Source organism: Xanthomonas indica, assembly GCF_040529045.1.
Taxonomy (GTDB): domain Bacteria; phylum Pseudomonadota; class Gammaproteobacteria; order Xanthomonadales; family Xanthomonadaceae; genus Xanthomonas_A; species Xanthomonas_A indica.
In genome coordinates this window covers 2,660,846-2,686,750 of record NZ_CP131914.1, presented here as the reverse complement: position 1 = coordinate 2,686,750, position 25,905 = coordinate 2,660,846, and the positions used below count along the sequence as shown (strand labels likewise).

Below are 25,905 nucleotides of genomic sequence, written 5' to 3'. Positions count from 1 at the left end.
GATCAGGCTCGTTGGGTGACAGGAAGCGGGAAGGACACGGCGGCCGTGGCCGGCACGGCCAGGTCGGGCAACAGGGCGATGGCGTCGTCGAAACCGGTGATCGCGCAGTGGGCGATCCCGTTGGCGCGGCAATGGCGCAGCAGCCCGTCCTTGGCGAACACCAGGTCGGCCTTGCCGGCCAGGCAGAAATCGGAGCGGCCGTCGCCGATCAGCAAGGTGGCGCGCTCGGGCGGCTGCTGCGCCATGACCGCGCACTTGCAGGTGCCGCTGGGGCAGTCCGGCCGCGCATGCGGCGAGGCCATGCGCCATTCGCCGGCGTCGGTGCGCAGCAGGCGGTTGGCGATGATGGGCAGATGGTGCAGGCCGTGGCGGGCGAGGATCCGGGCGATACCGTAGTCCAGGCCGTCGCTGACGATGCTCAGCGGGATGCCCAGGCGCTCGGCCAGCGCGACGAAGCGCACGAAGGCCGGGTCGATCCGCACCGCATCCAGCACCCGGTGCAGCGCATCGACGTCGCCGTCGAGCAGCGCGACCTGCTTGCTCATGCATTCGCGGGCGCCGATCCGACCGGCGACCCAGTCGTCCTCCAGCGCCTGCCAACCGGGGCGCCCGAGGTGCTCGAGCAGGCTGTCGGTCACGTCCTGCAGGGACACGGTACCGTCAAAATCGCAAAGGATGTTCCATTGGGCGCGCAAGGTGGCTCTCCGGCTGATGGGGGCAGAGCCTAGGCACGCTGTCTTTCGCACTCCTTTCGGCGAGGTGAAAGAAAGCGGAGCGTTCACATTGGGCGTGGTACGGGGCTGCGCGTTGCGCCTGGGTTTGCTTGGGACGCTGGCACGGTTCCCAATTCGGACGCGATCGGGCAACCTACTCGCACCAGGCCCGGATGGCGAAACTGGTAGACGCATCGGACTTAAAATCCGCCGGGGGCGACCCCATGCCGGTTCGATTCCGGCTCCGGGCACCATTCACTGGCAGGCCAAACACGCCAACGGCAGCGCATCTGTGCCGTCCAGGGCGCCATTCCTCCCGACAATGCCGGATTCGCCTCGCGGAGCGATGTCCCACATTCCGGCTGTGCAACAAGAACTGCCAAGCGCAGGGTTGCACTCTCTCATTAAGCCAACGATGCCGCCGGAAAGGCGCATCCGATTATGGAATGACCCGCAAACTGTCGAAACGCAAGGCACAGGCATCGCATTGCTCTGGCCGGCACCGTGCTAAAAACCTCGCGACACCAGCCACGCCGGCTGCTTAGGGAGAAGCGAGTGAACGAGACCTACCAGAGAGAGAAGCATGCGCATGCGTTCGCCCAATCCATCAGGGACACGTGGAGTGGCCCGCTTTCCCGCGACGAAAAGAAACAGTTGGGCGAGATGATCCGGGACGAAGTAGATGGCGCACCGGATCGCGACAGCCTGGAGTACATCATCATCGCGGCGCTCAGAGAGAAGGATATCGATCCCGACGACCTGGGCATCCGCTGGTCTTTGGATTGAGATTGAAACCCGTTGCACGACGCTCTCGAGGACACCGCCCAGCTTGAACGCCCGAAACAAAGTGGGTAGGCAACTCATCGCGGACTGACGTCGGATCCCATCGCAACGCCACCCCACCGAAAAATCCCCGGCGCCGCCGCCACGGCGGCACCGGGGTTGCCAACGGCAAGCGAAACGCGCGGCGCGTTCAGATCGCGCGCGAATAGCGCGCCGGCTGGTCGGGCTGGCGCAGGTAGCGGTCGAAGCACATGGCGATCAGGCGCAGCAGCGGGCGGCCGCGCGCGGTGGCCTGGACCACGCCGTCGCGGTCGTCGGCCAGGCCGTCCGCGCAGAGCGGCGCCAGCGCGCGCAGTTCCTCGCGGAAATAGCTGGCGAAGTCGATGCCGTAGCGCTGCGCCAACGCCGCCACGTCCACCCGCCCCTGGCACATCAGCTGCTGGATCAGCTCGGCGCGCAGGGCGTCGTCGGCGCTGAGCTGCAGGCCGCGCAGCACCGGGCTGTCGCCGGCGTCCACCGCCGCTTCCCAGGCCGGCAGCTCGCGCTGGTTCTGGCTGTAGCTGGCGCCGATGCGGCTGATCGCGCTGACGCCCAGGCCCAGCAGGTCGGTCTCGGCGTGGGTGGTGTAGCCCATGAAGTTGCGGTGCAGGCTGCCTTGCCGCTGTGCGCACGCCAGGTCTTCCTGCGGCAGCGCGAAGTGGTCCATGCCGATGTACTGGTAACCGGCCGCCGACAGCCTGCGCACTGCCAGGCCGAGCAATGCCAGCTTCTGTTCGGCGTCCGGCAGGTCGGCGTCGGCGATGCGCCGCTGCGCCTTGAACAGCTGCGGCATGTGCGCGTAGCCGTAGACCGCCAGGCGGTCCGGCCGCGCGGCGATCACCGTCTCCAGGGTTTGCTTGAACCCTTCCAGGGTCTGCCGCGGCAGGCCGTAGATCAGGTCGACGTTGACCGAGCGCATGCCGTGCACGCGGCAGGCGCGCAGGATGTCCAGGGTCTCGTGCACGCCCTGGCGTCGGTTGATCGCCTGCTGCACCAGTGGGTCGAAATCCTGGATGCCGAGGCTGGCGCGGTTGAAGCCCAGTTCGGCCAGTGCGGCGATGTCCTGCGGCGTCGCCGTGCGCGGGTCCAGTTCGATGGACATCTCGCGGTCCGGCGCTTCGCTGAAGCGGAACAGGCCACGCAGTCCCTGCACCAGCTCGCCCAGCAACGCCGGCGCGAGGAAGTTGGGGGTGCCGCCGCCCAGGTGCAGTTGCACCACCTCGCGCTCGCCCTCGAAACACGCCGCCATCATCGCCGCCTCGCGCAATAGCCGCTGCACGTAGGCGCGGCCGCGCTCCGGGTCGCGGGTGATCACCCGGTGGCAGCCGCAGTAGAAACAGGGACTGCGGCAAAACGGCACGTGCACATACAGCGACAGCGGCCGCCGCGGATCGCTGGCCTGGACCGCGGCGAACAATTGCGCCGGGCCGAAGCCGGTCTGGAAATGCGGCGCGGTCGGGTACGAGGTGTAGCGCGGGCCGGGACGGTCGTAGCGGCGCAGCAGGTCGGCGTCGAAGGTCCAGGCGGCGGAGGGATCGGGCGCGGTAAGGATGTCCATGGATCCAGCATGCGCGGCGCCCGGCGCGGCCGCCTTGACCTGGATCAATCCGCGCACGCGGCCGGCAGCGGCGACACCGGCTCGAACGGACGCCAGCTCATCTGGTGGCGGCGCCAGAAGGTCTCGGCGATGCGCTGGGCGATGTCGTCGGCCAGCAGGCGCATCGGCTGGTTGGTCAGCTCGGCGGTGGTGGCGCGGAACAGGCCCAGCCAGCGCTGGAACAGCAGGGCGCTGAGTTCGCGCATGGCCATGTGCCGGGGCATCGGCGCACCGTGGAAGCGGCGGGTTCCGCGCAGCATCGCCGACCAGAAATCGCACAGCTGCTGCTCGTGCGCGTCCCAGTCCTCGATGTGCGCGGCGAACACCGTCGACAGATCGGCATCGGCGCGCACGCGACGGTAGAACGCCTCGACCAGGGCCCGCACCTCGGCCTCGCTGCAAAGTTCCGGCCCAGGCAAGGGTATCCCCACGATCTCGTCCTGCATGCTGGCTCCGCGTCGCTCGACGCCCACCAGTCTCCACGCCGCCACCGCGACGGCCTTGATCAGGATCAATGTCGGGCCGGCCGGCGCTGCCTAGTCTGCAGCTGCGGCATGCGCCGACGCCGGTGTCGACGGGGGATCGGCGGCCAGGCGGCTGGCAGGCGCGGCGACGTGTGGCGCCGCTGCCTTGGTGCATGCCGCACCCTCCTTTCGCAATGGAATCCACCGTCATGGCGTCTCCCGACGATCCGCTGCTCGACCCGCTCGATCCCGCCACGCCGCGCCCGCTGGTGCAGCGGCTGGGGGTGATCCTGTGGCCGAGCTTCCTGGTCGCCGGGGCCATGAGCGTGTTGTTCTTCGCCCTGGTCGATCCGCTGGCGCTGCGCGACATCACCTTCCCCGGCCGCCAGCTGAGCCGCGAACTGGGCTATACGGTGGGGTTCTTCATGTTCTGGCTGGCGACGCTGGCCTCGAGCCTGCTGACCGGCTTCCTGTTGCGTCCGGCGCCGCACGGCGACGACGCCACGCCGCTGTCCTGAGCGGGCTGCGCATGCCCCGCCCCATTCCATTGCGCCTGGTCACCCCGCCCGTCAGCGCAGCCTGCCCGGCGCCGCCGCATCGCTACACGCAGCTGCGCCGCAGTGCGCTGTGGCTGCTGTTCGCCGCGTTCTACCTGCTGCCATGGCTGCACTGGCAGAGCCGCCAGGCGCTGCTGCTGGACCTGCCGGCGCGGCGCTTCGACCTGTTCGGCTGGACCCTGTGGCCGCACGACGTCGGCTGGCTGCTGCTGGCCCTGGGCGTCGCCGCCGCGGCCCTGGCGGTGTTCACCACCCTGGCCGGGCGCCTGTGGTGCGGCTTCGCCTGTCCGCAGACGGTGTGGAGCCATGCCTTCGCCTGGATCGAACGCCGCTTCGCCGACTGGCCGCCCGCGGCGCGGCACCTGGTGTGGGCGACCGTGGCGCTGTGGACCGGGGTCAGCTTCGTCGGCTACTTCGTGCCGATTGCCGACCTGGTCGCGCGCCTGCATCCGTTCGCCTGGAGCGGCTGGGAGACGTTCTGGGTGCTGTTCTACGCGCTGGCCACCTGGGGCAATGCCGGCTTCCTGCGCAGCCAGGCCTGCCGCTACCTGTGTCCGTACGCGCGCCTGCAACCGCTGCTGTGCGACCGCGACACGCCGCTGATCGGCTACGACGCGATGCGCGGCGAACCGCGCGGCGCCCGCGAACGCGGCCACGGCAGCATCGCCCAGCGCGGGCGGCGCCTGCTCGACCCGGTCACCGCCCGCGACTATGCCTTGCGCGCCAGCATCGCCCAGCTCGCCGGCCAGGGCGGCAGCCGCGGCGAGGCGCTGGCCGCGTATGCCGGCACCCTGCCCAAGTTCAGCGCCGAGCAACTCGGCGACTGCGTGGCCTGCGACGCCTGCGTGCAGGCCTGCCCGGCCGGCATCGATCCACGCAACGGCGCGCATTACGCCTGCACCGCGTGCGGCGCCTGCGTCGACGCCTGCGACCGCAGCATGGATCGTCAGGGGTTCGCCCGCGGCCTGCTGCGCCGGGCCGGCGCCAATGCCATCGACCGCCAGCCGCGGCGCTGGTGGCGGCGGCCGCGCTTGCTGGGCGGCACTGCGACCTTGCTGGTGGCGTTGCTGGCGTGGTGGTGGCTGGCGGCGTGAGCCGGGCCGGGGCGACGGTCGCGGCTCCTTGGGCGCGGCGGAACCGCCTGCGGCCCGCCTCGGACTTTTTTTTGCAACGAAGGGCTAGCGCAGCCCCCGGCAGGCGTGTAGAATGCGCGGCTCCCAAGCGGGAATAGCTCAGTTGGTAGAGCGCAACCTTGCCAAGGTTGAGGTCGCGAGTTCGAGTCTCGTTTCCCGCTCCAAATTGCGTCACTTGCCTCCTGCGATGCGAGTGAGCCACTGAAAAAAGGAGCTTCGGCTCCTTTTTTCGTTTCCGCGATCCGCGGACGCTGCAGCAACACTGCCAGGATCAGCGCCGCTCCGGCAATCCGCCGCGAAGCGAACCCTTATTTCAGCGGATTCTCCGGCTCCTTGCCCCGCAGCGCCTTGTCCTGCCGGCAGGTCTTCAAAGGCTGCACTGTGGCGGACACGATCGTGATCACCTCCCGGGTGTCGTCTTGCGAGCGTACCTCCAGACAGGCGCAGCCATAGCCGGCACTGCCGGTCCCGGTCGCCACCCAGCGCGCGTGGGGAAACGTCGGCCACGTGCCGTCGGCCTGATGCCCGCCCTGCTGGCCGACCGTCCATTCGCCGTCCCTGTCCACGAGCGTGGCGTTGCCTGGCGAGGGATTGTCGAACCAGCCGCAGCGCGTCGCGGTCGCCGCCGGCGGCGCGGCCTGCGCGACAGCGCACACGCTGAGCGCGGCGACCAGAGCCGCGCCACACATGCTTGCGAAATGCGCAACCGGCCGCGATGGTTTCATGACATCAGGATCGCATGACGAGGCCGGCATCATCGCAAAGTGGCGTTCGCCGGCGTTGCCGAGAGACGGCGACAGGCGTCGGAGCACCGCGCCGGCGCAGCGCGTCAATGCGCCTGCTCCTGGTAATCGGTCAGGTAGTGCTCCGGGTTGCTCTGCGCCGACAGGTCCGCGTCGTAGCGCACCCAGGCCGGCTTCGGCGTGCCCGGCAGGTACAGCTCGCCGGCAGCGTCGCTGACGATCAGCAGCACGTAGGGGCGCCCGTCCAGTTGCACGGTGTAGCGGGTGTCCTTGTCGGTGGTGCGGGTGCTGGCGAGCAGGATCTTGCCATCGAGGGCGCTGTCCGCATCGATGACCTGGATCAACGCCTGCTGGCGCTCGCGCGGCCCGTAGCGCAGCGTGGACACCTTGACGCCATCGGCCGAGGCGTAGGCCTTGACCTGCTTGGCCACCTCCGGCCGCGCCGGCTCCGCATGCGCGGCGGCCGTGGCGCCGGCGAGCGGCAGCGTGCACAGCAGGAGGGCGAAGGTGTGGTGACGCAAACGGGACAGCAGGTGCATTGGCCGGGTCCTTGGTGGGAAACTAGAGGGGATGAGCGGGCCGATCGCTTCGGCCCGTGCTGGAATAGACGAAGCAGACCGCCGCTTCCCCCATGGCAGCGGCTCAAGGAGAAGCGCGTGACAGGACGCACCCTGCTTTGCCGCTGCGGCGGTTGCCTGGCATTACCGACGCCGCCGCCTGGTGCAGCGACGCGCCGGCCCCGTCGCTTGCGCCGCGCCGGCCGTGCGCGGCGCGCCTGCAGGGAGCGACGCGATGCGCAATGAACTGGACCGCTGGTTCGCCCAGCACATCCTCATTCACGAGTCGGCGCTGGTCGCCTACCTGATGCGGTGCTGGCCGCATCCGCAGGAAATCCACGATCTGCGCCAGGAGGTCTACACCCGCGTCTACGAAGCGGCGCGGCGCGCCTTGCCGGACACGCCGCAGGCCTTCCTGTTCGCCACCGCGCGCAACCTGATGGCCGACCGGGTGAGGCGCAACCGCATCGTCTCCATCGAGGCGGTGGGGAATCCGGACGACTTGAACGTCTTGATAGAAGAACGCTCGCCGGAACGCTGGCTCGGCGGCCGCCAGGTGCTGGCGCGGCTGGCCCACGCGCTGGACCGGCTGCCGGACCGCTGCCGCGAGGTGCTCTGGCTGCGCCGGGTGGAGGAACTTTCGCAAAAGGAGGTGGCGGTGCGCCTGGGGATCAGCGAGAAGACCGTCGAAAAACACATGGCCAAGGGCGTGCGCCTGCTCGCCGATCATTTCCATGGCGCGGTGGTGACCGCCGCGCCGATGCCCGTGGTGGTGCAGGAACCGCAAGATGGAAAGCTGGGCGATTGAAGCGCTGGCCGCGCAGTGGCTGACGCGGCGCGAGAGCGGAAACTGGAGCGAGGCGGATCAGGCCGAACTCGACGCATGGCTGGAGGCGTCCACCGCGCACCGGGTGGCGTTCCTGCGCCTGGACGTGGCCTGGAACGAAGCTGCGCGCCTGCGCGCGCTGGGCGCCGGCATTCCCGCCGGGCAACCGGCGCCGCGCGGCTTGAGCACCGGTCTGGCGGTGACGCCGGGGCCGTCGATCCCGCCGCCGCTGCAGGTGCCGACCGTCGCGCGCTCGGTCCGCACGCACCGGCGCGCCGTGCCCCGCGGCCGTGGCTGGCTGCTGGCCGCGCTCGGCACCGCGGCCAGCGTTGCCATTGCCGCCGGCCTGTACCTGGGGCTGACGCCCGCGGCACCGACGGCCCAGGCCTACCGCACCGAGATCGGCGAACTGCGCACCGTCACCCTCGCCGATGGCTCGCAGGCGACGCTGAGCAGCGACAGCCTGCTCGAGGCCAGCATCGGGCCGCAGGCGCGCCGGGTGGTGCTGCAGCGGGGCGAGGCATTCTTCGCGGTGCGCAAGGATCCGGCGCGGCCGTTCGTGGTGCAGAGCGGCGCGCGCCGCGTGGTCGCGGTCGGCACCCGCTTCGACGTGCGCCAGGACCGCGACGCGCTGCGCGTGGTGGTGACCGAGGGCCTGGTGCGCATGGAGGATCCCGGCGCCGCCGACCACACCCAGGCCGTGCTGCTGCCGGCCGGCAGCATCGCCACGGCCGGTCCGCAGGGCGCACGCGTTCACCGTGCCGGCCTCGCCGAGGCGGAGCGGCAACTGGACTGGCGCCAGGGCTACCTGAGTTTCGACGACGTGACGCTGCCGCAGGCGGTGGCCGAGATCAACCGCTTCAACCGGCGGCCGCTGGTGCTGGCCGATCCGGCGCTGCACGCGCTGCGGATCAGCGGCAGCATCCGCTGGAACGATCTGGAGGGCTTCGCGCGACTGCTGGAACGCGAGTATCCGGTGCGCATGGAATCGCATGCGGAAGCGGTGATCCTGCACAGGCGTTAGCCGTCGCGGCCGCGCCGTGCAGCGGCGCGCCGCCCTCCCCGTTCCGTCGCGCCACCAGGAGATGCATATGTCGCAGCGGTCGATCCAGCGGAGACGGAGGTGGGGCGTGCTGCTCGCCACGGCCGCCGCCTCGGCGATCGCGCAGCCGGGCGGCTTCGACATCCCGGCCGGGCCATTGGCGCCGGCGTTGAACACGCTGGCGCGGCAGGCAGGCCTGCAACTGCTGTATCGGCCCGATCTGGTCCGCGACCTGTCCACCCCCGGCGTGCGCGATATCGCCGATCCGCTGCAGGCGCTGGACGCACTGCTGCAGGGCACCGGCCTGCAGGCGCAGCGCGAGGGCAGCGACATCGTGCTGCGGCGCCAGGCCGCGGTCGTCGCACCGGTGGTTGCAGCGGCGCCTGCGAAGACGCCGCCCGTCGCCGCGGCGCCGGCACAACTGGCCACCCTGCACGTCACCGGCTCGCGGATCCCGCGCGCGCAACTGGAAGGACCGGCGCCGGTGACGGTGATCGAGGCCGAGCAGATCCGCGCCAACGGCTTCCAGCGCCTGCCGGACGTGCTGCGTGCGCTGACCCAGAACGGTGGCGAGACCCAGAGCCAGCAATCGGCCAGTGGCGCCGACTACTCGCCCGGTGCCGAACAGGTGAGCCTGCGCGGACTGGGGCCGAACCACACCTTGGTGCTGATCAACGGCCGCCGCGTGGCCGACTTCCCGCTGCCGTTCAACGGCCGCAGCAACTTCGTCGACGTGGCCAGCATTCCGCTGGCCATGGTCGAGCGCATCGAGGTGCTGAGCGGCAGCGCCTCGGCGATCTACGGCTCCGACGCGATCGCCGGGGTGATCAACATCCTGCTCAGGCGCGACGCCGACGGCACCACGCTGGACGCGCGCGTCGGCCAGAGCAGCCGCGGCGATGCGCGCACGCTGCAGGCCAGCCTCACGCACGGCTTTTCCGGCCAGGCGCTGTCCGGCCTGGTCAGCATCGAGGCGAACCTGCAGCAGCCGCTGTGGGCCTACCAACGCGACCGCCAGGATTCCAGCAACGATGCCCCCACCGCGCGCGCGGCCGCACCACGGCGCGCATTCCTGCGCACCGATGTCGACGACCGCTACCTCGACCCGGGCGCCGCGGCCTGTGCAGGGCTGGCGTCGCTCAACGGGCACGACACCGGCTACAGCGCGCGCGACGGCGCCGGTGCCGGCGGCCTGCCCGGCTACTACTGCGGCAGTGCGCACGCCATCGCCTACGGCACCGTGCTGCACCGTCGGCGCAGCCTCGATGCCTATGCCACGCTGCACCGCACGCTGGGCACGCGTGCCGAGTGGTTCGCCGACGTGCAGGTGGGCCTGCAGGACATCGCCCTGATGCGCAGCGTCCAGACCTGGGCCTACATGCGCCCGGACGGCAACGAGGAAGGCTATTTCTACAATCGGCGTACCGCGCAGGTGGAGTACTGGAACCGGCAGTTCGCGCCGGAGGAAATGGGTGGCCTGGCGGTCGGCATGGTCCACAACCGGCAGAAGCGCCTCAGCGTGGCCACCGGCGTCGAGGGCGAGCTCGGCACCGGCGGTTGGTCGTACGAGGCGGTGCTGAGCCACGCCCAGGCGCGCCTGCGCACCACCTGGCCGCAGATCGTCGCCGCGCGCGCCAATGCCTGGTTCCTCGGCGAGCAGGTCGGCGTGGACCCGCGCTCGGGCTATCCGAGCTTCGACGCCGATCCGGCGCGGCTGTACACCGCCCTGACGCCCGCCGAGTACGCCGCGATCGCCGCGCGCACCACCTACCGCCCGCAGACGCGGGTCGACGCGGCCACGCTGACGCTGCGCCAGCCTGCGCTGTTCGGCCTGCGCGGCGGCGATGCCGGCTTCGCGCTCACCGCCGAAGTCGGCGAGCAGGCCTACGCCCTGCACCCCGATCCGCTGGCGACCCGGTCCTACTACTACAGCTGGCGCGATGCCGACGGCGCCGGCCAACGCCGGCGCTGGGCGCTGGCCGCGGAACTGCGCCTGCCGTTGCTGGAACCGCTGACCGTGGACAGTGCGGTGCGCTACGACCGCTACGCCTATTCGGGCCGACAGATCGGCCGCTTCACCTGGAGCGCCGGCCTGGAGTGGCGGCCCAGCGACCGCCTGCTACTGCGTGCCTCGCAGGGCCTGGGGTTCCGCGCCCCCGACCTGCACTACCTGTACGCCGGTGAGGGCATCGACGAAAGCCAGGGCACCGACTACGTCCGTTGCGCCCGCGAAGATGCCGCCGTGGCCGCAGCCGATTGCCGCTTCGACAACGAGCCGCTGCTGCGTCGGCGCGCCGGCAATCTGGAGCTGAAACCGGAAACCAGCCGCGCCTGGACAGCGGGACTGGTCTGGTCGCCGCTGCAGGGGCTGGACCTGAGCGTGGACTACTTCGCCATCGATCTGCGCGACCAGGTCGAGGATCTGTCCGCCGACCGCGCATTGCGCGACGAAGCCGACTGCCGCCTCGGCCGCCGCCCGCTCGCCTCGCCCGCCTGCCAGCAGAGCATCTCGCGGGTCGTCCGCACGGCAGACGGACGGCTCTACGCCGTGGCCCTGGGCCCGATGAATCTGGCCCGCACCACCACCAGCGGCGTCGATGCGCTGCTGCATGGGCAACGCGAGACCCGCTTCGGCACGTTCGACGCATCGCTCGCCTACACCTGGGTCCGCGAATACCGCACCCAGCTCTACGCCGGCGAACCGATGCAGGACGCGTTCGCGGTGAACAGCCGGGTCGACATGCCGCGCACCAAGGCCAGCGCCAGCCTGACCTGGTCGCGCCAGGCCTGGTCGGCGACCCTGCATGCGCAGCGGCTGGGGCGCCTGCCCAGCTGGGCCTCCTCCGCCGGCACCTACGACCCGAGCAGCGGGCTGCCGGCGTGGATCGGCGCCAGCTACCGCGTCAATGCCACCGTGGAATGCCGGCTGGATGCGCGCAGCACGCTGTCCCTGGGCACCACCAATCTGTTCGACGCGATGCCCCCGCGCGACCGCAGCGCCGTCGTGTACCCGTTCTACGACATGTCCTGGTTCGACACCGTCGGTCGCCAGCTGTTCGTGCAGTACAACCGACGCTTCGGGGCGGCGGCGCCCTAGGGCGTGTCGCCCAGGTACGGTACGCGCAGTCCGTCTCGCGCCCGATCGGCTCCGAGCACGGTAGGGAAAGCCGCCACTGGCTCGTCTATCTACCGCAACGCCCCCCGCGGGAGACGCTGCCGCGCGCTGCTGCCGGTTCCCGCACCGCCCTGTTCCGGAGCACCGCTGCATGCAGACCCTGATCCAACGCGGCATGGCCGCCCTTCACCAGGACGACTTCGAGGGCCTGTACACGCTGTGGTCCGGCACGAGCGCGCTCGATCACCTGCAGGAGGCCGACCTCGCGCTGCTGATGCAGCGCTGCGACGCGCGGATCCAGGCCGCGCCGGGCGACGCCGGGCCGTGGTTGGTGAAGTGCCTGGTCTACCTGGACCGCAGCGCGCACTTCAACAACAACCGCGAGCAGGCGCTGCGCACTGTCGCCGACTGGGCCGGGCGCGCGATCGGCCTGGCCCCGGACAAGGCCGAGGCGCACCGACTGCTCGGCAGCGCGCACTACTGGCTGGACGAACACGCCGCCGCGATCGGCGCCTACCGCAATGCGCAGGCGCTCCAGCCGCAGGTGGACCTGCAGGTCCGCCTGTTCGAGATGGAGTCGCTGCCGGCCGGGCAGTCGCCGCAGCTGCTGCAGCTGGACTTCCGCGACGGCAACGCCTGCCACTACTACGGTGCCGGTGTGTCCATCGGCAAATGGAAGCACGCGGGGCTGGATCCGGCCGACGCCGGCTATGTCGACGCCGTGCAGTTCGCGCTCTACGAACACTGCACCACGCTGTTCCGGCAGGGCCTGGAACTGGGCGACACCGCCACCTGCAACACCGACACCCACACCTTCGCGATGTGCTGCAACAACCTCGGCATCCTGTACATGGACCGCGGCCTCTACGCGCAGGCGCAGGCCATCCTCGAGGAGGGCCTGCGCCACAGCCAGTTCCAGTTCCTGTACCAGAACCTGCGCGAGGCCTATCGCCATCAGGGCCTGCGCGCCGAGGCGGCGGACCTGGCGCTGACCCTGATGATGGACTACGAACTGGACACGCCGCTGTTCCTGGATTGTGCGCAGGCGGCCTGCAGCCATCTCAACCGTGTCGGCCGCCATGCCGACGTACTGGAGATCGCCGATGCGGCGCAGGAAGCGTTCGAGGCGCTGCCCGACGACGCCCAGGCCGATCCGGAACTGCTTAGGATGTATGCGCTGGTGCAGGCGCACCACCGGCTCACCGCGGCGCGGGCGCTGGGCGGGCTGCAGCCGCAGCAGGTCGACACTGCCCTGTCGCGGGCGGCGGCAGAGGCGAATCCGCACGACCTGGACACGCTGTTCGTGCACGCCAGCGCGCTCGGCGAGGCGCGCGAATATCCGGCCGCGGTCGACGCCTACACCACGCTGATCGCCCAGGCCGCGCAGCAGCAGGACGCGCAGGCGCTCAAGCGCGCGCGGCACGGGCGCGGCTACCTGCTGCTGTACTATTTGCCGGACACCAAGGCCGCGCTGCAGGACTTCCTCGCCGTGCAGCGCGACGGCACGGACGACTTCTACACGCACTACTACCAGGCCAACTGCCATTACGTGCTCAAGGACTACCGCAGCGCATTGCCGGCCTGCGACGCCGCACGCGCCCTGCTCGACGACGCGATGTTGCAGGCGGACCCCGGCTCGGCGGCGCAGCTGTACATGATGGAAGCCAATTGCCACATGAACCTCGGCGCCTACCCCGCATCGCTCGCCGCCTTCGAGCGCTCGCTGGCGCTGCACGAGCGTGCGGACGTGCGCGAGAGCTACGAGCTGGCCCGGCAACTGGCGGCCAAGCCGAAGAAGCGCCTGTTCGGGCTGTTCTCGTGATGGCCAGCGCATGAGCCGCGCTGCGCACAGTGCCTGCCCGACGGTGCCGTGGCCGCGCCGCCGCCGCGTGCAGCCGTGCCTGGCCTGACACGGCCGCCGTGTCGCTGCGCCGCGCGCTCCTCGGACTGAGTCTGCTGCTGGGCGGCTGCGCGGCATCGGCACCGCCGCCGCTGGAACAACAGGTCTACGTCTGGCAACGGCAATGGAGCGGCGCGCATGCGGTGGCGCTGGCCCAGACCCGCGCGGACTTCGCGGCGCTGCGCGTGCTGGCGTTGCAGGCGCATCCGCGCGCCGGCTGGGGCCGCGCCGCCGTGGATCTGCGGCAGCTCGCCGCCGATGGCCGCCCGGTGATCGCGGTGGTGCGGATGGACGGGCAGTTGCCGGCACTGGATGCGACGCGCATCGACACCGAGATACTGCAGGTGGTGCGCCGTTGGCGCGCCGCCGGCGTGGCGCTGCGCGGGGTGGAGATCGACCACGACTGCGCCACCGCACGCCTGCCCGCCTATGCGGCACTGCTGCGGCAACTGCGCGGCGCGTTGCCGGCCGAGCTGACGCTGAGCATCACCGCCCTGCCCGCCTGGCTGGAGAGCCCGGCGCTGACGCCGCTGCTGCGCACGGTCGACAGCTCGGTGCTGCAGGTGCATGCGGTCAATGCGCCCGCCACCGGCCTGTTCGATCCGGTGCAGGCGCGGCGCTGGACCGACCGCTACGCCCAGCGCAGCGCCACGCCATTCTGGCTGGCCCTGCCGGCCTACGGCGTGGCGCTGGTCGACAGCGCCGATGCCGACGTTGCCCCGCTGGTCGAGAGTGAAGCGCCGCTGGCGGCACGCGGCACACGCCACGAACTGCGGGTGTCGCCGCAGCAGCTCGCCGCGTTCGTCGCTGCGCTGCGCGACCGCCGTCCGCCGCACCTGGCCGGGCTGGTCTGGTTCCGCCTGCCGCTGCCGGGCGACCGCCGCGCCTGGCCGCTGGCGACGCTGCAGGCCGTGGTGCACGGGCGCCCCTTGCACGCGGCGGTGCAGGTGCAGGCCAGCGGCACCGGCCCGGTCTACGATCTGAGCTTGACCAACCATGGCAACACCGCAGCCGCGCCGCCGCAGCACGTCGTCCTGCACGGCAGCGCCTGCGAGGCCGGCGACGCGCTCGGCGATTACCGCCTGCAACTGCCGGCACAGGCGCCCCGTTTCGACCGCACCACCGCATCCCCGCCCCTGGCCGCCGGAGAACGCCGTGCGCTCGGCTGGGTCCGCTGCCGCGCCCTGCACACAGGTGCCATCGATGTCCTGCCGTGATTCCCGACCCGCGGCCGCACTGGCCGCCGCGCTGCTGCTGGTCCTGCTGCCGCTGGGCGGCGCCCGCGCCTGCGGCCCGGATTTCCCGTACCGCCTGCTCGACGACCGCGCCGGCGCCCTGGCGCAGTTGCCGGAGGGCAGCTTCGCCCGCGAGGTGCAGCGCCTGGGTGCGCCGATCGACGGCCTCGGCCGCGCCAGCGCAGCGACCTTGCCGCGCTACTGGGACGCCGGCGCGCAATTCCCGCAGCAGCGCAGCGACGTCGAACGCACGCAACTGAGCGCTGCGCAGTTCGCCCGGATCGAACAACTCCGCGCGCTGGACGATGCGCGACGCGTGGAGCGCGAAGGTGCCGAGCTGCCGCCGGAACTGCGCCTGTACACCGCCGGCGCGGTGGCGTTCGCGCAGGGCCAGTATCCTTCGGCGGCGGACTACTTCCGCCAGGTGCTGGCGCTGCCCGAAGCGCAGCGCCGCGCGCGCAGCACCTGGGCCGCCTACTCGCTGGGGCGCAGCCTGGCGCTGGCCGCCGAGCGCGCGCTGCCGGGCGATGCGGCCGCGCAGCGCCAGGCGGAGCGGCAGCAGGCGCAGCAGGCCTTCCAGCAGACCCGGACGTTGCGCCTGGCCGGGTTCGATGATCCGCTGGAGCTGGGCATCGCCAGCCTCGGCGAGGAGGCGCGCCTGCTGCTGGCTGCCGGCGACTGGAACGGCGCGATCGGCCTGTATGCGGTGCAGGCCGCGCAGGGCTCGGCCACCGGCATGAGCTCGCTGCAGCAGGTGGCCGCCGATCTCGCCCGCCGCAGCGATGCGGCACTGGCACCGCTGCTGCGACAGCAGGCGGTGCGCCGGCTGCTGATCGCCAAGCTGCTCAGCGACACCACCGCCTTCGATCCCGAGACCGGCAGCGCGCTGTCCTCGGCGCGCTTCCTGCGCCTGCTGCAGGAGGGACAACGCGATCCGGTGGAAGACGCCGACCGGCTGGCGGCGCTGGCCTACCGCCAGGGCGATTATCCCGGCACCGCGCGCCTGCTCGCGCATGCCGGCGACAGCGGCCTGGCGTGGTGGTTGCGCGCCAAGATGGCACTGCGCGACGGCGATGCCGCGCGCGCGGCACAGGCCTACGCGCAGGCATCGCGGCGCTTCCCGCCGAACGAGGACTGGGGCACGCGCCGTGCCGCCGGCTGGAGCAACGAGACGGTCAAACCGCAGTGCCGCATCGACGGCGAAGCGGCGATCCTGGCATTGCAACGCGGCAGCTACGTGGAGGCGTTCGCGCAGCTGTACCGCAGCGGCGACCTCTATTGGGAAGATGCCGCCGCGGTCGCCGAGCGCGTGCTCACCGTGCAGGAACTGCAGGACTACGTGGATCGCCACGTCCCCGCCGCACCGCCGGTCGCCACGGACGCGACGACGAATGACTGGGAACGGACGCCGCCGCTGAAACTGCGCGAACTGCTGGCGCGCCGGCTGATGCGCACCGGCCATTACGACGACGCGCTGCCCTATTTCGCCCAGCCCGAGCTGCGCGAGGCGGCACGCCGCTATCGCGATGCGCGGCGGCAGGCGGCCTCGGCCTGGACCGGCATCGGCCGCGCCGAGGGCCACTACCAGGCCGCGCTGATCGCGCGCCGCCACGGCATGGAACTGCTGGGCTACGAGCTGGGGCCGGACAACCGGGTCTACGCCGGCAACTATGCCGACACCACACCGCACGCGCGATTGCGCCCCGGCGGCCTGGTCGCCGCCGCCGAAGCGCAGCGCTGGGACGCCACCGCCGCGCAACCCTATCGCCGTTACCACTACCGCTGGATCGCCGCCGCCCTGGCCGATCGCGCTGCCGACGACCTGCCGGCACGCAGCCAGGCCTATGCCGCCGTGCTGTGCCAGGCCACCGACTGGCTGATCACCCTCGACCCGGCACAGGCACGTCGTTCCTACCAGCGCTACGTCGCGCACGGCGCGCTCAATCCGCTGCCCGGCAAGGCCTACGTGTTCGGCGTGGGCGCCTGCGAGACACCGGATTTCGACGGCGCGCGGCGGCGCCTGTGGAGCGATCGCGGCCAGGCCTTGCGCCAGTTCGTGCACACGCACCGACTCGCCCTGGGCGCGACCGGCCTGGCGCTGCTGACCGCGGCGGGCTGGCTGCTGCGCCGGCGTATGCGACGCAAGGCGCGCACCGCTACAGCGCCGCCGCAGGGTTGAGCCATGGCGCGGAGCCGGACGCGGTCCGGCACGTGACCACCCTCGCCTGCATCAACCGCGTAACCGTCAGGCGCGCCGCGACGCCCTGACCAATCCCCAATCCCGACTCCCCAATCCCCCAAGGTAGGGATCGCCGCCCCTCGCTCGTCTCTTCAACAGGACTTTCCTCTTTCGGGCTGGAATCGCGTCGGCATACGCGGCGCCGCCCGCTCCGCCGTCCTGGACGACCGTTCTCCCGATGCAGCACCGCACCACGCGCGACAAGGATGTCACCGCCCGCGGCATGCGCCGCGCGGTGCGCGTGTGCCTGCGTGCGTCGTGTGCGCACGCGGGATGGAGACTGCGCTCAGTTCCAGCAAGACCAGGCCAGGCAGGCCAGCGCCATCGCGCCCAGGCAGCACCCACGCGCCCTGCGGCGACGGCTGAGCAACGCGTGCACGCCCTGCAGCAGCACCAGCGCGACCAGCACGCACAGGCCGACCAGGCGCCCATTGCCGCTGTCCTGGAAACCGGCCGAGGACAGCGACGGATCGCTGCCGTCCACCCACGCGTACGGGCCGCCCGAGACGGCGTACAGCAGCAACATGCCCAGCACGTAGACGCTCCAGGACAGCACCTGCGCGGCGATCGCCACGGCCTTGCGCGGGCGTGCCATCGCGCGGCCTCACTCGCACACGAACAGGATGCCGACGGTCGGATCGGCGCTGCTCGGGCGCATCGGCGTCGCCTCGCAGCGCGCGACATCGCCGACACGCCGGGAGACCTGCACCAAGCCGTCCGGCCCGTATCCGCACACCAGATAGAGGCCATGCGGATCTGGCGCATCGAAGCGCCAGATCGACGCGCCCGCATCGCCGGGTCGGCGGGTGTCCTCGTTGCTCGGCACCAGCGCGGCCATCTCGCGCGGCGGCCCGGAATAGACGCCGCTGGAGAACAGCCGCAGCGGCGGCGTGGCGGCGAGGTCGACGCGGGCCCCCGCCGGCAGGTCCGGGCTCTGCAATGGCGCGTCGGCGACGCGCAGGCGCTCGGGGCAATGCAGCGTCTCCCTGGCCGCGGCAGGCGCGGCGAACAGGATGCCAATGAGCAGCGGCAGTGCGCGGCACGCCGTGGCGGACATTTCCTGCAACCCCATCGCGTGCTCCTTGTCGACTGCCGCATCGAGACCGGCCGACACCGCGTCCCGGCCTTCCACTCCCAGGGGCGTCCCTCGCAAACGCCGCAGGCCGCCTCGCTGGAGCGCGCCTACGGTGCCCGCGCCGCCGGCAAAGGTCAACGCGGCACCTCCGCACACCGCCGGCGCCCTGCGCGCACTAGCGCGCGATCACGCATCCCTCCGCCCCATCCACCCGCAGAAGAGAACCACGATGCACAGCACGACCCACGATTACAGCCAGTACAGCCCCAAATGGCAGTTCCGCTTCCACTTCTACGACACCTACGGCGAACCCAAGTCGGCGCGTTTCAAGGACGCGATGAAAGCGCTGCCGTTCAAGGAGAAGCTGCGCCTCAACATGAACTGGTTCGCCTTCTTCTTCGGCTTCATCTACCTGTTCGTCATCGGGCTGTGGCGCAAGGCGCTGGTGCTGCTCGCCATCTCGCTGTGCTGCGGGATCGCGTTGGCCTTCCTTCCGGACGCGGCCAGCCGGGCCTTCGGCATCGCCTATTCGATCCTGGTCGGCATGACCGCCAACTACGCCTACTATCTGGACAAGGTGAAGGGCAGCACCAGCTGGAACCCGTTCGAAGGCATCCGCTGGTAAGCGCTCCCTCGCGCAACGCCTTGCATGCGCACCGGTCCGCCGCCGCAGTGGCGGCGGACCACCCATTCCCTCGCCACCCAGGCCCGCGCCCAGGCAGCCCTTCCCCCCGCCTGTGCGCCTCGTTGGTCGCGCGCAGGCTCCGCAAAGGAGTCGCCTGATGTCGCCCACTTTCTACTGCCCGGCGTTCGCGCGCCGCACCCGCCGCGTCGCACCGCTGGCCGCCGCCATCGCCGTGCTCGCCACGGCCGGCTCACCCGCTGCCGGCGCGCAAACCGACGCCACCACGCTGCCCGCGGTGCGCGTCAGCGAGCGCAGCGATCCCGGCAAGCGCAGCAGCGCCGCCACCAAGACCGACACCAGCCTGCTGGAAACGCCGCAATCGCTGTCGGTGATCGACGATGCGCGCATGCAGGCCCAGGGCGCGCAGACGCTCAAGGACGCGCTGAGCTACACGCCCGGAGTGATCCCCACCCGCTACGGCACCGACTCGCGCTACGACTGGATCTCGCTGCGCGGCTTCGACGCCTATGCGCCCGGCTTCTACCTGGACGGCATGCCGCTGCGCAATAACGGCAACTGGGGCATCTGGCCGATCGAGCGCTACGGCGCCGAACGCATCGAGGTGCTGCGCGGCCCGGCCTCGGTGCTGTACGGACAGAGTGGCCCGGGCGGGCTGGTCAACGCGGTCAGCAAGCGCCCCACCGCCGAGCCGCTGCACGAACTGCAGGTGCAGCTTGGCGATCACCGGCGGCGGCAACTCGCCGGCGACCTGTCCGGGCCGCTGAGCGAGGACGGCACCGTCCTGTACCGCCTCACCGCGTTGGCGCGCGAGGCCGAGCTGCCGGCCGGCGGCATGCGCGACGACCGCCGTTTCCTGGCCCCGGCGCTGACCTGGGCGCCCAGCGAGGCCACCCGCCTCACCCTGCTCTCGCAACTCGGCCGCACCCGCGCCGGCGTCTACCTGCGCATGCGGCCGGCGGTGGGATCGCTGGTGCCGACGGCGATCGGCACCTATCTCCCCAGCCGCCTGTTCGAAAGCGACCCGGCCTACAACCGTTTCGACCTGGACACGGCGATGGTCGCCGCGCTGTTCGAACACCGCATCAACGACGTGCTGCATCTGCGCCAGAACGCGCGCTTCGGCCGCCTGAAGGTGGACTACCGCAGTGTGCAGGGACGCGGCTTCGTCATCGACGACCCCGCCGATCCGCTGGACCCATCCAACTTCGCCCGGCTGCGCCGCACCGCTTCGGACAGCAAGGAAACGGTGCATGCACTGAACCTGGACAACCAGCTCGAGCTGCGCCTGCACGCCGGCGCCGTGCAGCACACGCTGCTGTTCGGCCTGGACTATCAACGCACGCGCATCGACCAGGTCAGCCACAGCGGCGGCACCACCACGCCGCTGGACATCCGCCATCCGGTCTACGGCGATCCGGTGCAACTGCCCGCCCCCTGGTACGACGGCATCGCCACGGTGAGCCAGACCGGCCTGTACGTGCAGGACCAGGTGCGCTGGCGCGAGCGCTGGCTGCTCACCATCGGCGCCCGCTACGACCGGGCCGACAGCACGCTGCACAGCCGCCTGGACGGCAGCCGCGGCGACATCGTCGAACGCAAGGCCAGCAAGCGCGCCGGCCTGACCTACGTGGCCGCGAACGGCTGGGCGCCGTACCTGAGCTACAGCGAGTCCTTCGTGCCGACCGCCACGCGCGACCCGCTGAGCGGCCGCGCGTTCCGCCCGGAAAGCGGGCGCCAGTACGAAGCCGGCCTGCGCTTCCAGCCCGATGGCGGCACCCAGTCGTACAGCGCCGCCGTGTTCGACCTGCGCCGGCGCAACTACCTGACCTACGATCCGGATTTCCTCCCGCGCCAGACCGGCGAGACACTGGTGCGCGGCCTGGAACTGGAGGCGACGCTGCACCCGCTGCCGCGGTTGCAACTGATCGGCTCCTACAGCTACACGCCGACGGTGCACGTCACCGCCAGCAGCAACCCGCGCGAACTGGGCAAGCCGCTGTCGGCGGTCTCGCGCCACGCCGCCGCACTGTGGGGCGACTACCGCTTCGACAACGGCATCCGGCTCGGCCTGGGCGCCCGCTACACCGGCGCCAACCGCGGCGACCTGGATGCCGCGCGCGCCGAGGTACCGGCATTCACCCTGTTCGACGCGCTGCTCGGCTACGACCGCGACCGCTGGAGCCTGGCCGTGAATGTGCGCAATCTCGCCGACAAGACCTACCTCAGCAACTGCGACGCCTACGACAACTGCTATTACGGCGAGCAGCGCCGCGTGATGGCCACGGCCACGTATCGGTGGTGAGGCCGCGTGTGCGCGATGGCCAGAGGAGCGATCGCGCACATGTCTCCTTATGTCGAGGCTCGGACCATGTCGCCATCGGATCCGGTCATGTCCGACCCAAGATGGATGTTCTATTGCGTCATGAACGCTTCGGAGCAGGACCTACTGGGTAAACATCGCGCCTCAGAAGCCGTCAAATGGCGTATCGAAGGCAGGCTAAGAATCCCAACTGGCTGGGCTCAGGCCTGCCACTTGTCGGACGCAACCTCCAGGTCGACTGCGTCTTCCGCTGCCTACTGGCGACTGTTCTAGTTGACATGAGTCACGAGTCTGGAATAGCTAATTAGCTGCGACTTGATGTAGCGTTTCCGACTAGGATCAAAGCCTTCCGCTTCACTAGCGACGCCTAGCCAGGAAGCCCCCAATACGCAGACGAGAGGCCGCTTGCGCATGATCAACTCAAATGTTCTGCACTGCGTTCGTCAAGTTAAGATTGGCGACAATGTGGGAACGCTATTTACCATAGAAGTCCAGGGTCTTCAGTACTTGGTGACGGCTAATCACCTGCTTGAGCAATGGGAATCGGGTGATTACATTGGCATCTGGCAAGGCAAGGAATGGCGAGGCATGCCTGTCGAGCTAGTTGGCACCCACGAAGCAGGAGATGTAGCGGTGTTTGCTTCCTCCATGCAACTGTCCCAGCGCCTGCCCTTGGAGGCGAGCAGCAAAGGCCTGATATGGAGCCAAGATGTATTTTTCCTTGGCTTCCCATATGGATGGCGTGCAGAAGTGCCCCCCGAACTTAATGGAAAATACCCCCTTCCCTTCGTCAAAAAAGCAATTGTTTCCGCCATGGTCGTTGCAGATGGTTTCGAAACGATATTTCTAGACGGCCTCAACAACCCTGGATTCTCTGGCGGGCCTGTAGTTTTTATTCCACCAGGCTCAAATGATTTTCAGGTCTGCAGTGTCGTGACTAGCTTCCGATATGTAGCCGAGCCTGTATACGAGGGTGACTCGGAGCACTCATTGGTCTACAGGGCGAATACCGGAATCATCGAGTCAACCAACATCCGCATCATCTTAGAGTTGATCAAGAACAACCCCATCGGTCTAGCCCGGCCTTCAACTTAAATGCTCACATTGATCGCTGTAGATCACGACTTGGCAGATGCCGAACTGGTCGTGTGCGTCGCGAGCGAGACGAACAAAATTTCTCGCAACCTGTGCTCATAGCTGGGCGGGCGGATTACGTTCGACGCCGCCGCATGCCGACCCGCCTGCGGCGCCGCAAACCATCAAGCCCATTCACGTCCGTCAGTACGTGACCTGGTGTGCCATCGCGGGCAGTGGCACGTCAGCGCGAACCGCGAGAAAGCTCCCGATATCGTACATCTGTAATTCGCGCGTGAACGAAGTTACACCGCGATGCCGAATCAGTGCACTGGCATCAAAGGATTGCGCGAGACCAGCGGGGACCTGTGCATCGAGGACGAGCAGTAAGAGGCTGTCAGCAGATGAGGCGGGCGAGATTTGGCAGGCCCAGAAGCAGGTCAGACACAAATCGGTGGTTATGACCGAGCACTATGTGCGCAATCGCTACGGGGCAAAGTTGACCCCAAATGCGCTGACGATTGCGGAAAAGGCCCCTGGATTGCGGAAAGATCAGGACCCGCAAAAACGAACGTAAGTCGTTGAAACGAAATGGAGGCCTGGGTCGGAATTGAACCGGCGTACGCGGATTTGCAGTCCGCTGCATAACCACTCTGCCACCAGGCCGGTGGACTGACGTCTTGCCGCAACGCCAGTGGCGTCCGACAAAAACAAAGCCCCGCTGTCGGGGCCCTTGCGGCGGGCACTGGACGATGCCTTGCGGCTCTCGTTCAACGCATTGATTCAAAAGATGTTTTTGAATCAGCCCGGCGCACAACGGACTGCATTGTGTACCAAGCTCCCCGGCTTGGCAACCCTGCGCATAGGTGACCGGGACCGCGCAGAGGAAACCACGGCAGGCGCGCGGCGTCGCCAGCCGACTGGAATGCCGACCACAGCGCCATGCCAGCTGAGGTAGACAAGCGCCGCATCGCGCGCCGCCGCGCAGGATCGGCGTGCTGCCGCGCTCTAGCATGGCGCCACACCCAAACGAGGCATCGTCATGAACCGATGGACACGCTGGAGCGGGGCCGCGCTGTGCCTGGCCGCAAGCGCCACCGCCGCCGCGCAGACCTGCGCGTTGCAGACGCAGACTGTGAACCTGCCGCTGGCTTCCAAGGCCACGCCGACGTTCGCTTATCAGGTGCGGGTGCAGCTCGGCAGCGATGCCGATGGCCGCAGCAGCGGCAGCCAGGTGCTGGAGGTGGATACCGGCTCCACCGGCGTGGTGGTGCCGTTGAGCGACGCGCTGCGCAGCGCCTGGGACGCCTCCAAGACGCCTGGCTACATCTTCTATTCGAGCGACAGCAAGTATCACCCCGGCAAGTACGTGGATGTGCCGATGCGACTCGGCGTCTCCGCCGACGGCAAGACCGCCGCGGCGCGCGTGGACCGCATTACTGTGCTGGCCGCGCAGTGCACCTGCGATGTCGCCAGCGTGGCCCAGCAACCGACGCCGCTGGCGCAGGTGCCGACCACCTGCGCCGGCTATGACGGCAGCCCCGCGCTGAGCAGCAGCACGCAGGTGCTGCGCAACTGCAGCACCATCTCCCCGCACTTCGGCATGATGGGTGTGGGTTACGACCGCGGCGTCGATGCCGCGCGCAATCCGTTTCTCAATCTGGTGCAGATGCGTGCGCAACGCATGAGCCCCGGCTACATCGTCACCGCCAAGGGCATCACCCTGGGCGTCAGCAAGCAGGCGCTGAGCGGTTTCGCTCTGGTGCCGCTGCAGCGCGGCGCGGCCACCGCCACCGCAGCGAGCGACTGGCAGGCGCCTACCGCCTGCGCCAGCTTCCCCGGCAGCGGCAGCGACTATCGCGTCTGCGGCAAGTTGCTGCCCGACACCGGCGTGTCCTACATGATGCTCAACCCGGTGGTACCGCCCGCCACGCCCACCAGCCTGCAACAGACCATGGAGATCGCCGGCCACCCCACGCGGGTGGTGCCGGATGCCACCCAACTGCGGCTCGACGTCGTCGACGCCAAGGGGCAGCCGGTGTTCGGCTACGGCTTCGCGGTCGGCGACGGCAAGGCGGCGACGCCGGACAGCGTGCAATGGCGCGGACCGCTGAAGACGCCACCGGCACACATCAATAGCGGCCGTCATCTGCTCGCCGCCGGCGACTACGCCTACGACGCCGCCTGCGGGCATGTCGGCTTCAGGACGACGCAACCTGGCGATTGAATGCGCCGGCGGGTGTCGTCAGATACGCGCGGACCTCGGAGGCAGCGGTGGGGCTAGCTGTCTCTTGAGGACAAGGTGCCCATCGGGCGACAACGCCGCGTTGTTCAAGCGACCGGTGCACCTGTTTCGCGGGCGGATACGCGCGCGCTGCCCGCCCCTTCACGCGCTGTACGCAGCATCGCCCACAGCACATTTAGGCCATCCTGATTAGGTTTGCGGCTCTGCCCGAGCTGCCGATCGCGATGACGCCACCCGCTGCGCCTGCCGAATCCGCGCCTGCACCGCGGCGCAATCTGTTCCGTCTGCTCGGGTCCGGCGTGGTCACCGGCGCGGCCGACGACGATCCCTCCGCCATCGGTACCTACGCCAGCGCCGGCGCGCGCTACGGCTTCGCGTTCCTGTGGATCGCGCCGGTGCTGCTGCCGATGATGTACCTGGTGGTGTATCTGTCGGCCAAGCTCGGGCGCGTGGCCGGCAAGGGCTTGTTCGCGATCATTCGCGACCGCTACCCGCGCTGGGTGCTGTATCCGGCGGTGGCCGGCGCCTTCGTCGGCAATGTGATCGAGGCGGCCGCCAACCTGGGTGGCATCGGCGCGGCGCTGAACCTGCTGATCCCGTTGCCGGTGCCGGCGATCGTGGTGATCGCAGCGGTGACCATCTTCGCCCTGCAAGTCTTCGGCTCCTACCGCCTGCTGAAACGGATCTTCCGCTGGCTGGCGTTGGCGCTGTTCGCCTACGTCGCCGCCGCCCTGATGGCCCGGCCCGACCTGCGGCAGGTGCTGCGCGGCACCTTCGTGCCGCATGCCGAGTTCAGCCGCGAGTACCTGTCGATGATCGTGGCCTGCATCGGCACCTCGTTGTCGGCCTACATCTTCACCTGGCAATCCAATCAGGAGGTGGAAGAGCAGATTGCCAAGGGCCACCGCAGCCTCGCCGCACGCCAGGGCGCCAGCCGCGGCGAACTGCGCCGTACCCGCCGCGACGTCATGGTCGGCATGCTGTTCTCCAACATCATCCTCTACTTCATCATCCTCTCCACCGCCGCCACCCTGCACCGTTCCGGCCAGACCGAGATCGCGACGGCGGCACAGGCGGCCGCCGCGCTGGAACCGCTGGCAGGCCCCGCCGCCAAGTGGCTGTTCGCGCTGGGCGTGGTCGGCGTGGGCTTCCTGGCGGTGCCGGTGATGACCACGGGCGCGGCCTACGACCTGGTACAGGGCATCGGCCGCGAGGGCAGCCTGCACGCGCGGCCGCGCGAGGCCAAGCTGTTCTACGCCACGATCGCGCTGGTCACGGCCATCGCCGTGGGGCTGAATTTCCTTGGCGTCAATCCGATGAAGGCGCTGGTGCTGTCGGGCATCGTGCAGGGCATGTCGGTGCCGCCGTTGCTGTTGTTGATGATGCTGATGAGCAACGATCGCACGCTGATGCGCGGCCACGTCAACAGCCGCATCACCAATACGCTCGGCTGGATCACGGTGGTGGTGACCTTCGCCGCCAGCGGCTGCCTGCTGGTCACCCTGCTGCTGTAGGCACGCAAAAGCTGCGCGACTGAAAAACTTTCGCCGGCGCGCTGCGCCTGTCGCACCGCGCCGGTTCACCACAGCGCACGGGGGAAGA

Annotated in this window: 21 protein-coding genes and 3 tRNA genes; 16 read left to right on the top strand and 8 right to left on the bottom strand. The window is 69.7% G+C overall.

The features are described from left to right. Nucleotides 1-2: 2 nt before the first annotated feature. Nucleotides 3-653, bottom strand: coding sequence for an HAD-IB family phosphatase (locus Q7W82_RS11630; protein ID WP_242159890.1), 651 nt, complete (start codon nt 651-653; stop codon nt 3-5). A gap of 227 nt (nt 654-880) precedes the next feature. Here Q7W82_RS11630 and Q7W82_RS11625 point away from each other — a divergent pair. Together Q7W82_RS11625 and Q7W82_RS11620 are read left to right on the top strand one after the other, a co-directional pair. Further along, nucleotides 881-967 (top strand) — tRNA-Leu (locus Q7W82_RS11625). A 301-nt stretch (nt 968-1,268) separates the two neighbouring features. Next, nucleotides 1,269-1,499, top strand: coding sequence for a hypothetical protein (locus Q7W82_RS11620; protein ID WP_242159889.1), 231 nt, complete (start codon nt 1,269-1,271; stop codon nt 1,497-1,499). A 187-nt stretch (nt 1,500-1,686) separates the two neighbouring features. Here Q7W82_RS11620 and hemN read toward each other — a convergent pair whose 3' ends face one another. Further along, nucleotides 1,687-3,093, bottom strand: coding sequence for an oxygen-independent coproporphyrinogen III oxidase (gene hemN / locus Q7W82_RS11615; RefSeq protein WP_242159888.1), 1,407 nt, complete (start codon nt 3,091-3,093; stop codon nt 1,687-1,689). A 44-nt stretch (nt 3,094-3,137) separates the two neighbouring features. Continuing rightward, nucleotides 3,138-3,578 carry a group III truncated hemoglobin gene (locus tag Q7W82_RS11610; RefSeq protein WP_242159887.1) on the bottom strand — a complete coding sequence of 147 codons (441 nt, stop codon included), beginning with the start codon at nt 3,576-3,578 and terminating at the stop codon, nt 3,138-3,140. A 227-nt stretch (nt 3,579-3,805) separates the two neighbouring features. On the opposite strand from Q7W82_RS11610, the gene Q7W82_RS11605 reads away from it, so the two are divergent. The 3 genes from Q7W82_RS11605 (at nt 3,806) to Q7W82_RS11595 (ending at nt 5,450) form a co-directional block, all read left to right on the top strand. After that, complete coding sequence (locus Q7W82_RS11605) at nt 3,806-4,114, top strand: hypothetical protein (protein WP_242159886.1); 309 nt, start codon at nt 3,806-3,808, stop codon at nt 4,112-4,114. Between the two features lie 11 nt (nt 4,115-4,125). Beyond that, the gene (locus tag Q7W82_RS11600; protein ID WP_242159885.1) at nt 4,126-5,247 is read left to right on the top strand and encodes a 4Fe-4S dicluster domain-containing protein; all 1,122 of its coding nucleotides are present in this window, start codon (nt 4,126-4,128) and stop codon (nt 5,245-5,247) included. Nucleotides 5,248-5,374: 127 nt separating this feature from the next. Beyond that, nucleotides 5,375-5,450: transfer RNA gene (locus tag Q7W82_RS11595), tRNA-Gly, on the top strand. 144 nt (nt 5,451-5,594) lie between these two features. On the opposite strand, the gene Q7W82_RS11590 is transcribed toward Q7W82_RS11595, so the two are convergent. Together Q7W82_RS11590 and Q7W82_RS11585 are read right to left on the bottom strand one after the other, a co-directional pair. After that, on the bottom strand, nt 5,595-6,119 hold the full coding sequence (locus tag Q7W82_RS11590) for a DUF4087 domain-containing protein (protein ID WP_242159884.1): 525 nt from the start codon (nt 6,117-6,119) through the stop codon (nt 5,595-5,597). Next, nucleotides 6,116-6,568: a hypothetical protein gene (locus Q7W82_RS11585; protein WP_242159883.1), complete on the bottom strand. Its 453-nt coding sequence runs from the start codon at nt 6,566-6,568 to the stop codon at nt 6,116-6,118. Before Q7W82_RS11585 ends, Q7W82_RS11590 begins: the two co-directional genes overlap by 4 nt. Nucleotides 6,569-6,821: 253 nt before the next feature. Between Q7W82_RS11585 and Q7W82_RS11580 the strand changes: the two genes are divergently transcribed. The 6 genes from Q7W82_RS11580 (at nt 6,822) to Q7W82_RS11555 (ending at nt 16,883) form a co-directional block, all read left to right on the top strand. Continuing rightward, nucleotides 6,822-7,394 carry a sigma-70 family RNA polymerase sigma factor gene (locus tag Q7W82_RS11580; protein ID WP_242159882.1) on the top strand — a complete coding sequence of 191 codons (573 nt, stop codon included), beginning with the start codon at nt 6,822-6,824 and terminating at the stop codon, nt 7,392-7,394. Then, nucleotides 7,375-8,436, top strand: a complete 1,062-nt coding sequence (locus tag Q7W82_RS11575; protein WP_242159881.1) for a FecR domain-containing protein — start codon at nt 7,375-7,377, stop codon at nt 8,434-8,436. Before Q7W82_RS11580 ends, Q7W82_RS11575 begins: the two co-directional genes overlap by 20 nt. Nucleotides 8,437-8,542: 106 nt before the next feature. Next, nucleotides 8,543-11,551 (top strand): TonB-dependent receptor, encoded by a 3,009-nt coding sequence (locus Q7W82_RS11570; RefSeq protein WP_242159880.1) that lies wholly within the window; start codon nt 8,543-8,545, stop codon nt 11,549-11,551. Nucleotides 11,552-11,720: 169 nt separating this feature from the next. Beyond that, nucleotides 11,721-13,391 carry a hypothetical protein gene (locus Q7W82_RS11565; protein WP_242159879.1) on the top strand — a complete coding sequence of 557 codons (1,671 nt, stop codon included), beginning with the start codon at nt 11,721-11,723 and terminating at the stop codon, nt 13,389-13,391. A gap of 98 nt (nt 13,392-13,489) precedes the next feature. Then, nucleotides 13,490-14,686 (top strand): DUF3142 domain-containing protein, encoded by a 1,197-nt coding sequence (locus Q7W82_RS11560; RefSeq protein WP_242159878.1) that lies wholly within the window; start codon nt 13,490-13,492, stop codon nt 14,684-14,686. Continuing rightward, entirely contained in the window at nt 14,673-16,883 is a 2,211-nt protein-coding gene (locus Q7W82_RS11555; protein ID WP_242159877.1) for a hypothetical protein, read from the top strand. Before Q7W82_RS11560 ends, Q7W82_RS11555 begins: the two co-directional genes overlap by 14 nt. Before the next feature lie 346 nt (nt 16,884-17,229). On the opposite strand, the gene Q7W82_RS11550 is transcribed toward Q7W82_RS11555, so the two are convergent. Both Q7W82_RS11550 and Q7W82_RS11545 read right to left on the bottom strand, forming a co-directional pair. Next, the gene (locus Q7W82_RS11550; protein ID WP_242159876.1) at nt 17,230-17,538 is read right to left on the bottom strand and encodes a hypothetical protein; all 309 of its coding nucleotides are present in this window, start codon (nt 17,536-17,538) and stop codon (nt 17,230-17,232) included. Nucleotides 17,539-17,547: 9 nt separating this feature from the next. Continuing rightward, a complete protein-coding gene (locus tag Q7W82_RS11545; protein ID WP_242159875.1) occupies nt 17,548-18,156 on the bottom strand; it encodes an STY0301 family protein in 609 nt (202 codons plus the stop codon). Between the two features lie 91 nt (nt 18,157-18,247). Between Q7W82_RS11545 and Q7W82_RS11540 the strand changes: the two genes are divergently transcribed. The 3 genes from Q7W82_RS11540 to Q7W82_RS11530 all read left to right on the top strand — a co-directional run bounded on the left by Q7W82_RS11540 (nt 18,248) and on the right by Q7W82_RS11530 (nt 22,079). Then, the gene (locus Q7W82_RS11540; RefSeq protein ID WP_242159874.1) at nt 18,248-18,643 is read left to right on the top strand and encodes a DUF2628 domain-containing protein; all 396 of its coding nucleotides are present in this window, start codon (nt 18,248-18,250) and stop codon (nt 18,641-18,643) included. A 157-nt stretch (nt 18,644-18,800) separates the two neighbouring features. Further along, nucleotides 18,801-20,966 (top strand): TonB-dependent siderophore receptor, encoded by a 2,166-nt coding sequence (locus Q7W82_RS11535; RefSeq protein ID WP_242159873.1) that lies wholly within the window; start codon nt 18,801-18,803, stop codon nt 20,964-20,966. A gap of 429 nt (nt 20,967-21,395) precedes the next feature. After that, the gene (locus Q7W82_RS11530) at nt 21,396-22,079 is read left to right on the top strand and encodes a serine protease (protein ID WP_343242788.1); all 684 of its coding nucleotides are present in this window, start codon (nt 21,396-21,398) and stop codon (nt 22,077-22,079) included. A 571-nt stretch (nt 22,080-22,650) separates the two neighbouring features. Here the strand turns inward: Q7W82_RS11530 and Q7W82_RS11525 are convergent. After that, nucleotides 22,651-22,724: transfer RNA gene (locus Q7W82_RS11525), tRNA-Cys, on the bottom strand. A 376-nt stretch (nt 22,725-23,100) separates the two neighbouring features. Here Q7W82_RS11525 and Q7W82_RS11520 point away from each other — a divergent pair. Continuing rightward, nucleotides 23,101-24,285: a hypothetical protein gene (locus Q7W82_RS11520; protein WP_242159871.1), complete on the top strand. Its 1,185-nt coding sequence runs from the start codon at nt 23,101-23,103 to the stop codon at nt 24,283-24,285. Nucleotides 24,286-24,527: 242 nt separating this feature from the next. Then, nucleotides 24,528-25,817: an Nramp family divalent metal transporter gene (locus Q7W82_RS11515; RefSeq protein ID WP_242159870.1), complete on the top strand. Its 1,290-nt coding sequence runs from the start codon at nt 24,528-24,530 to the stop codon at nt 25,815-25,817. Nucleotides 25,818-25,905 lie beyond the last annotated feature (88 nt).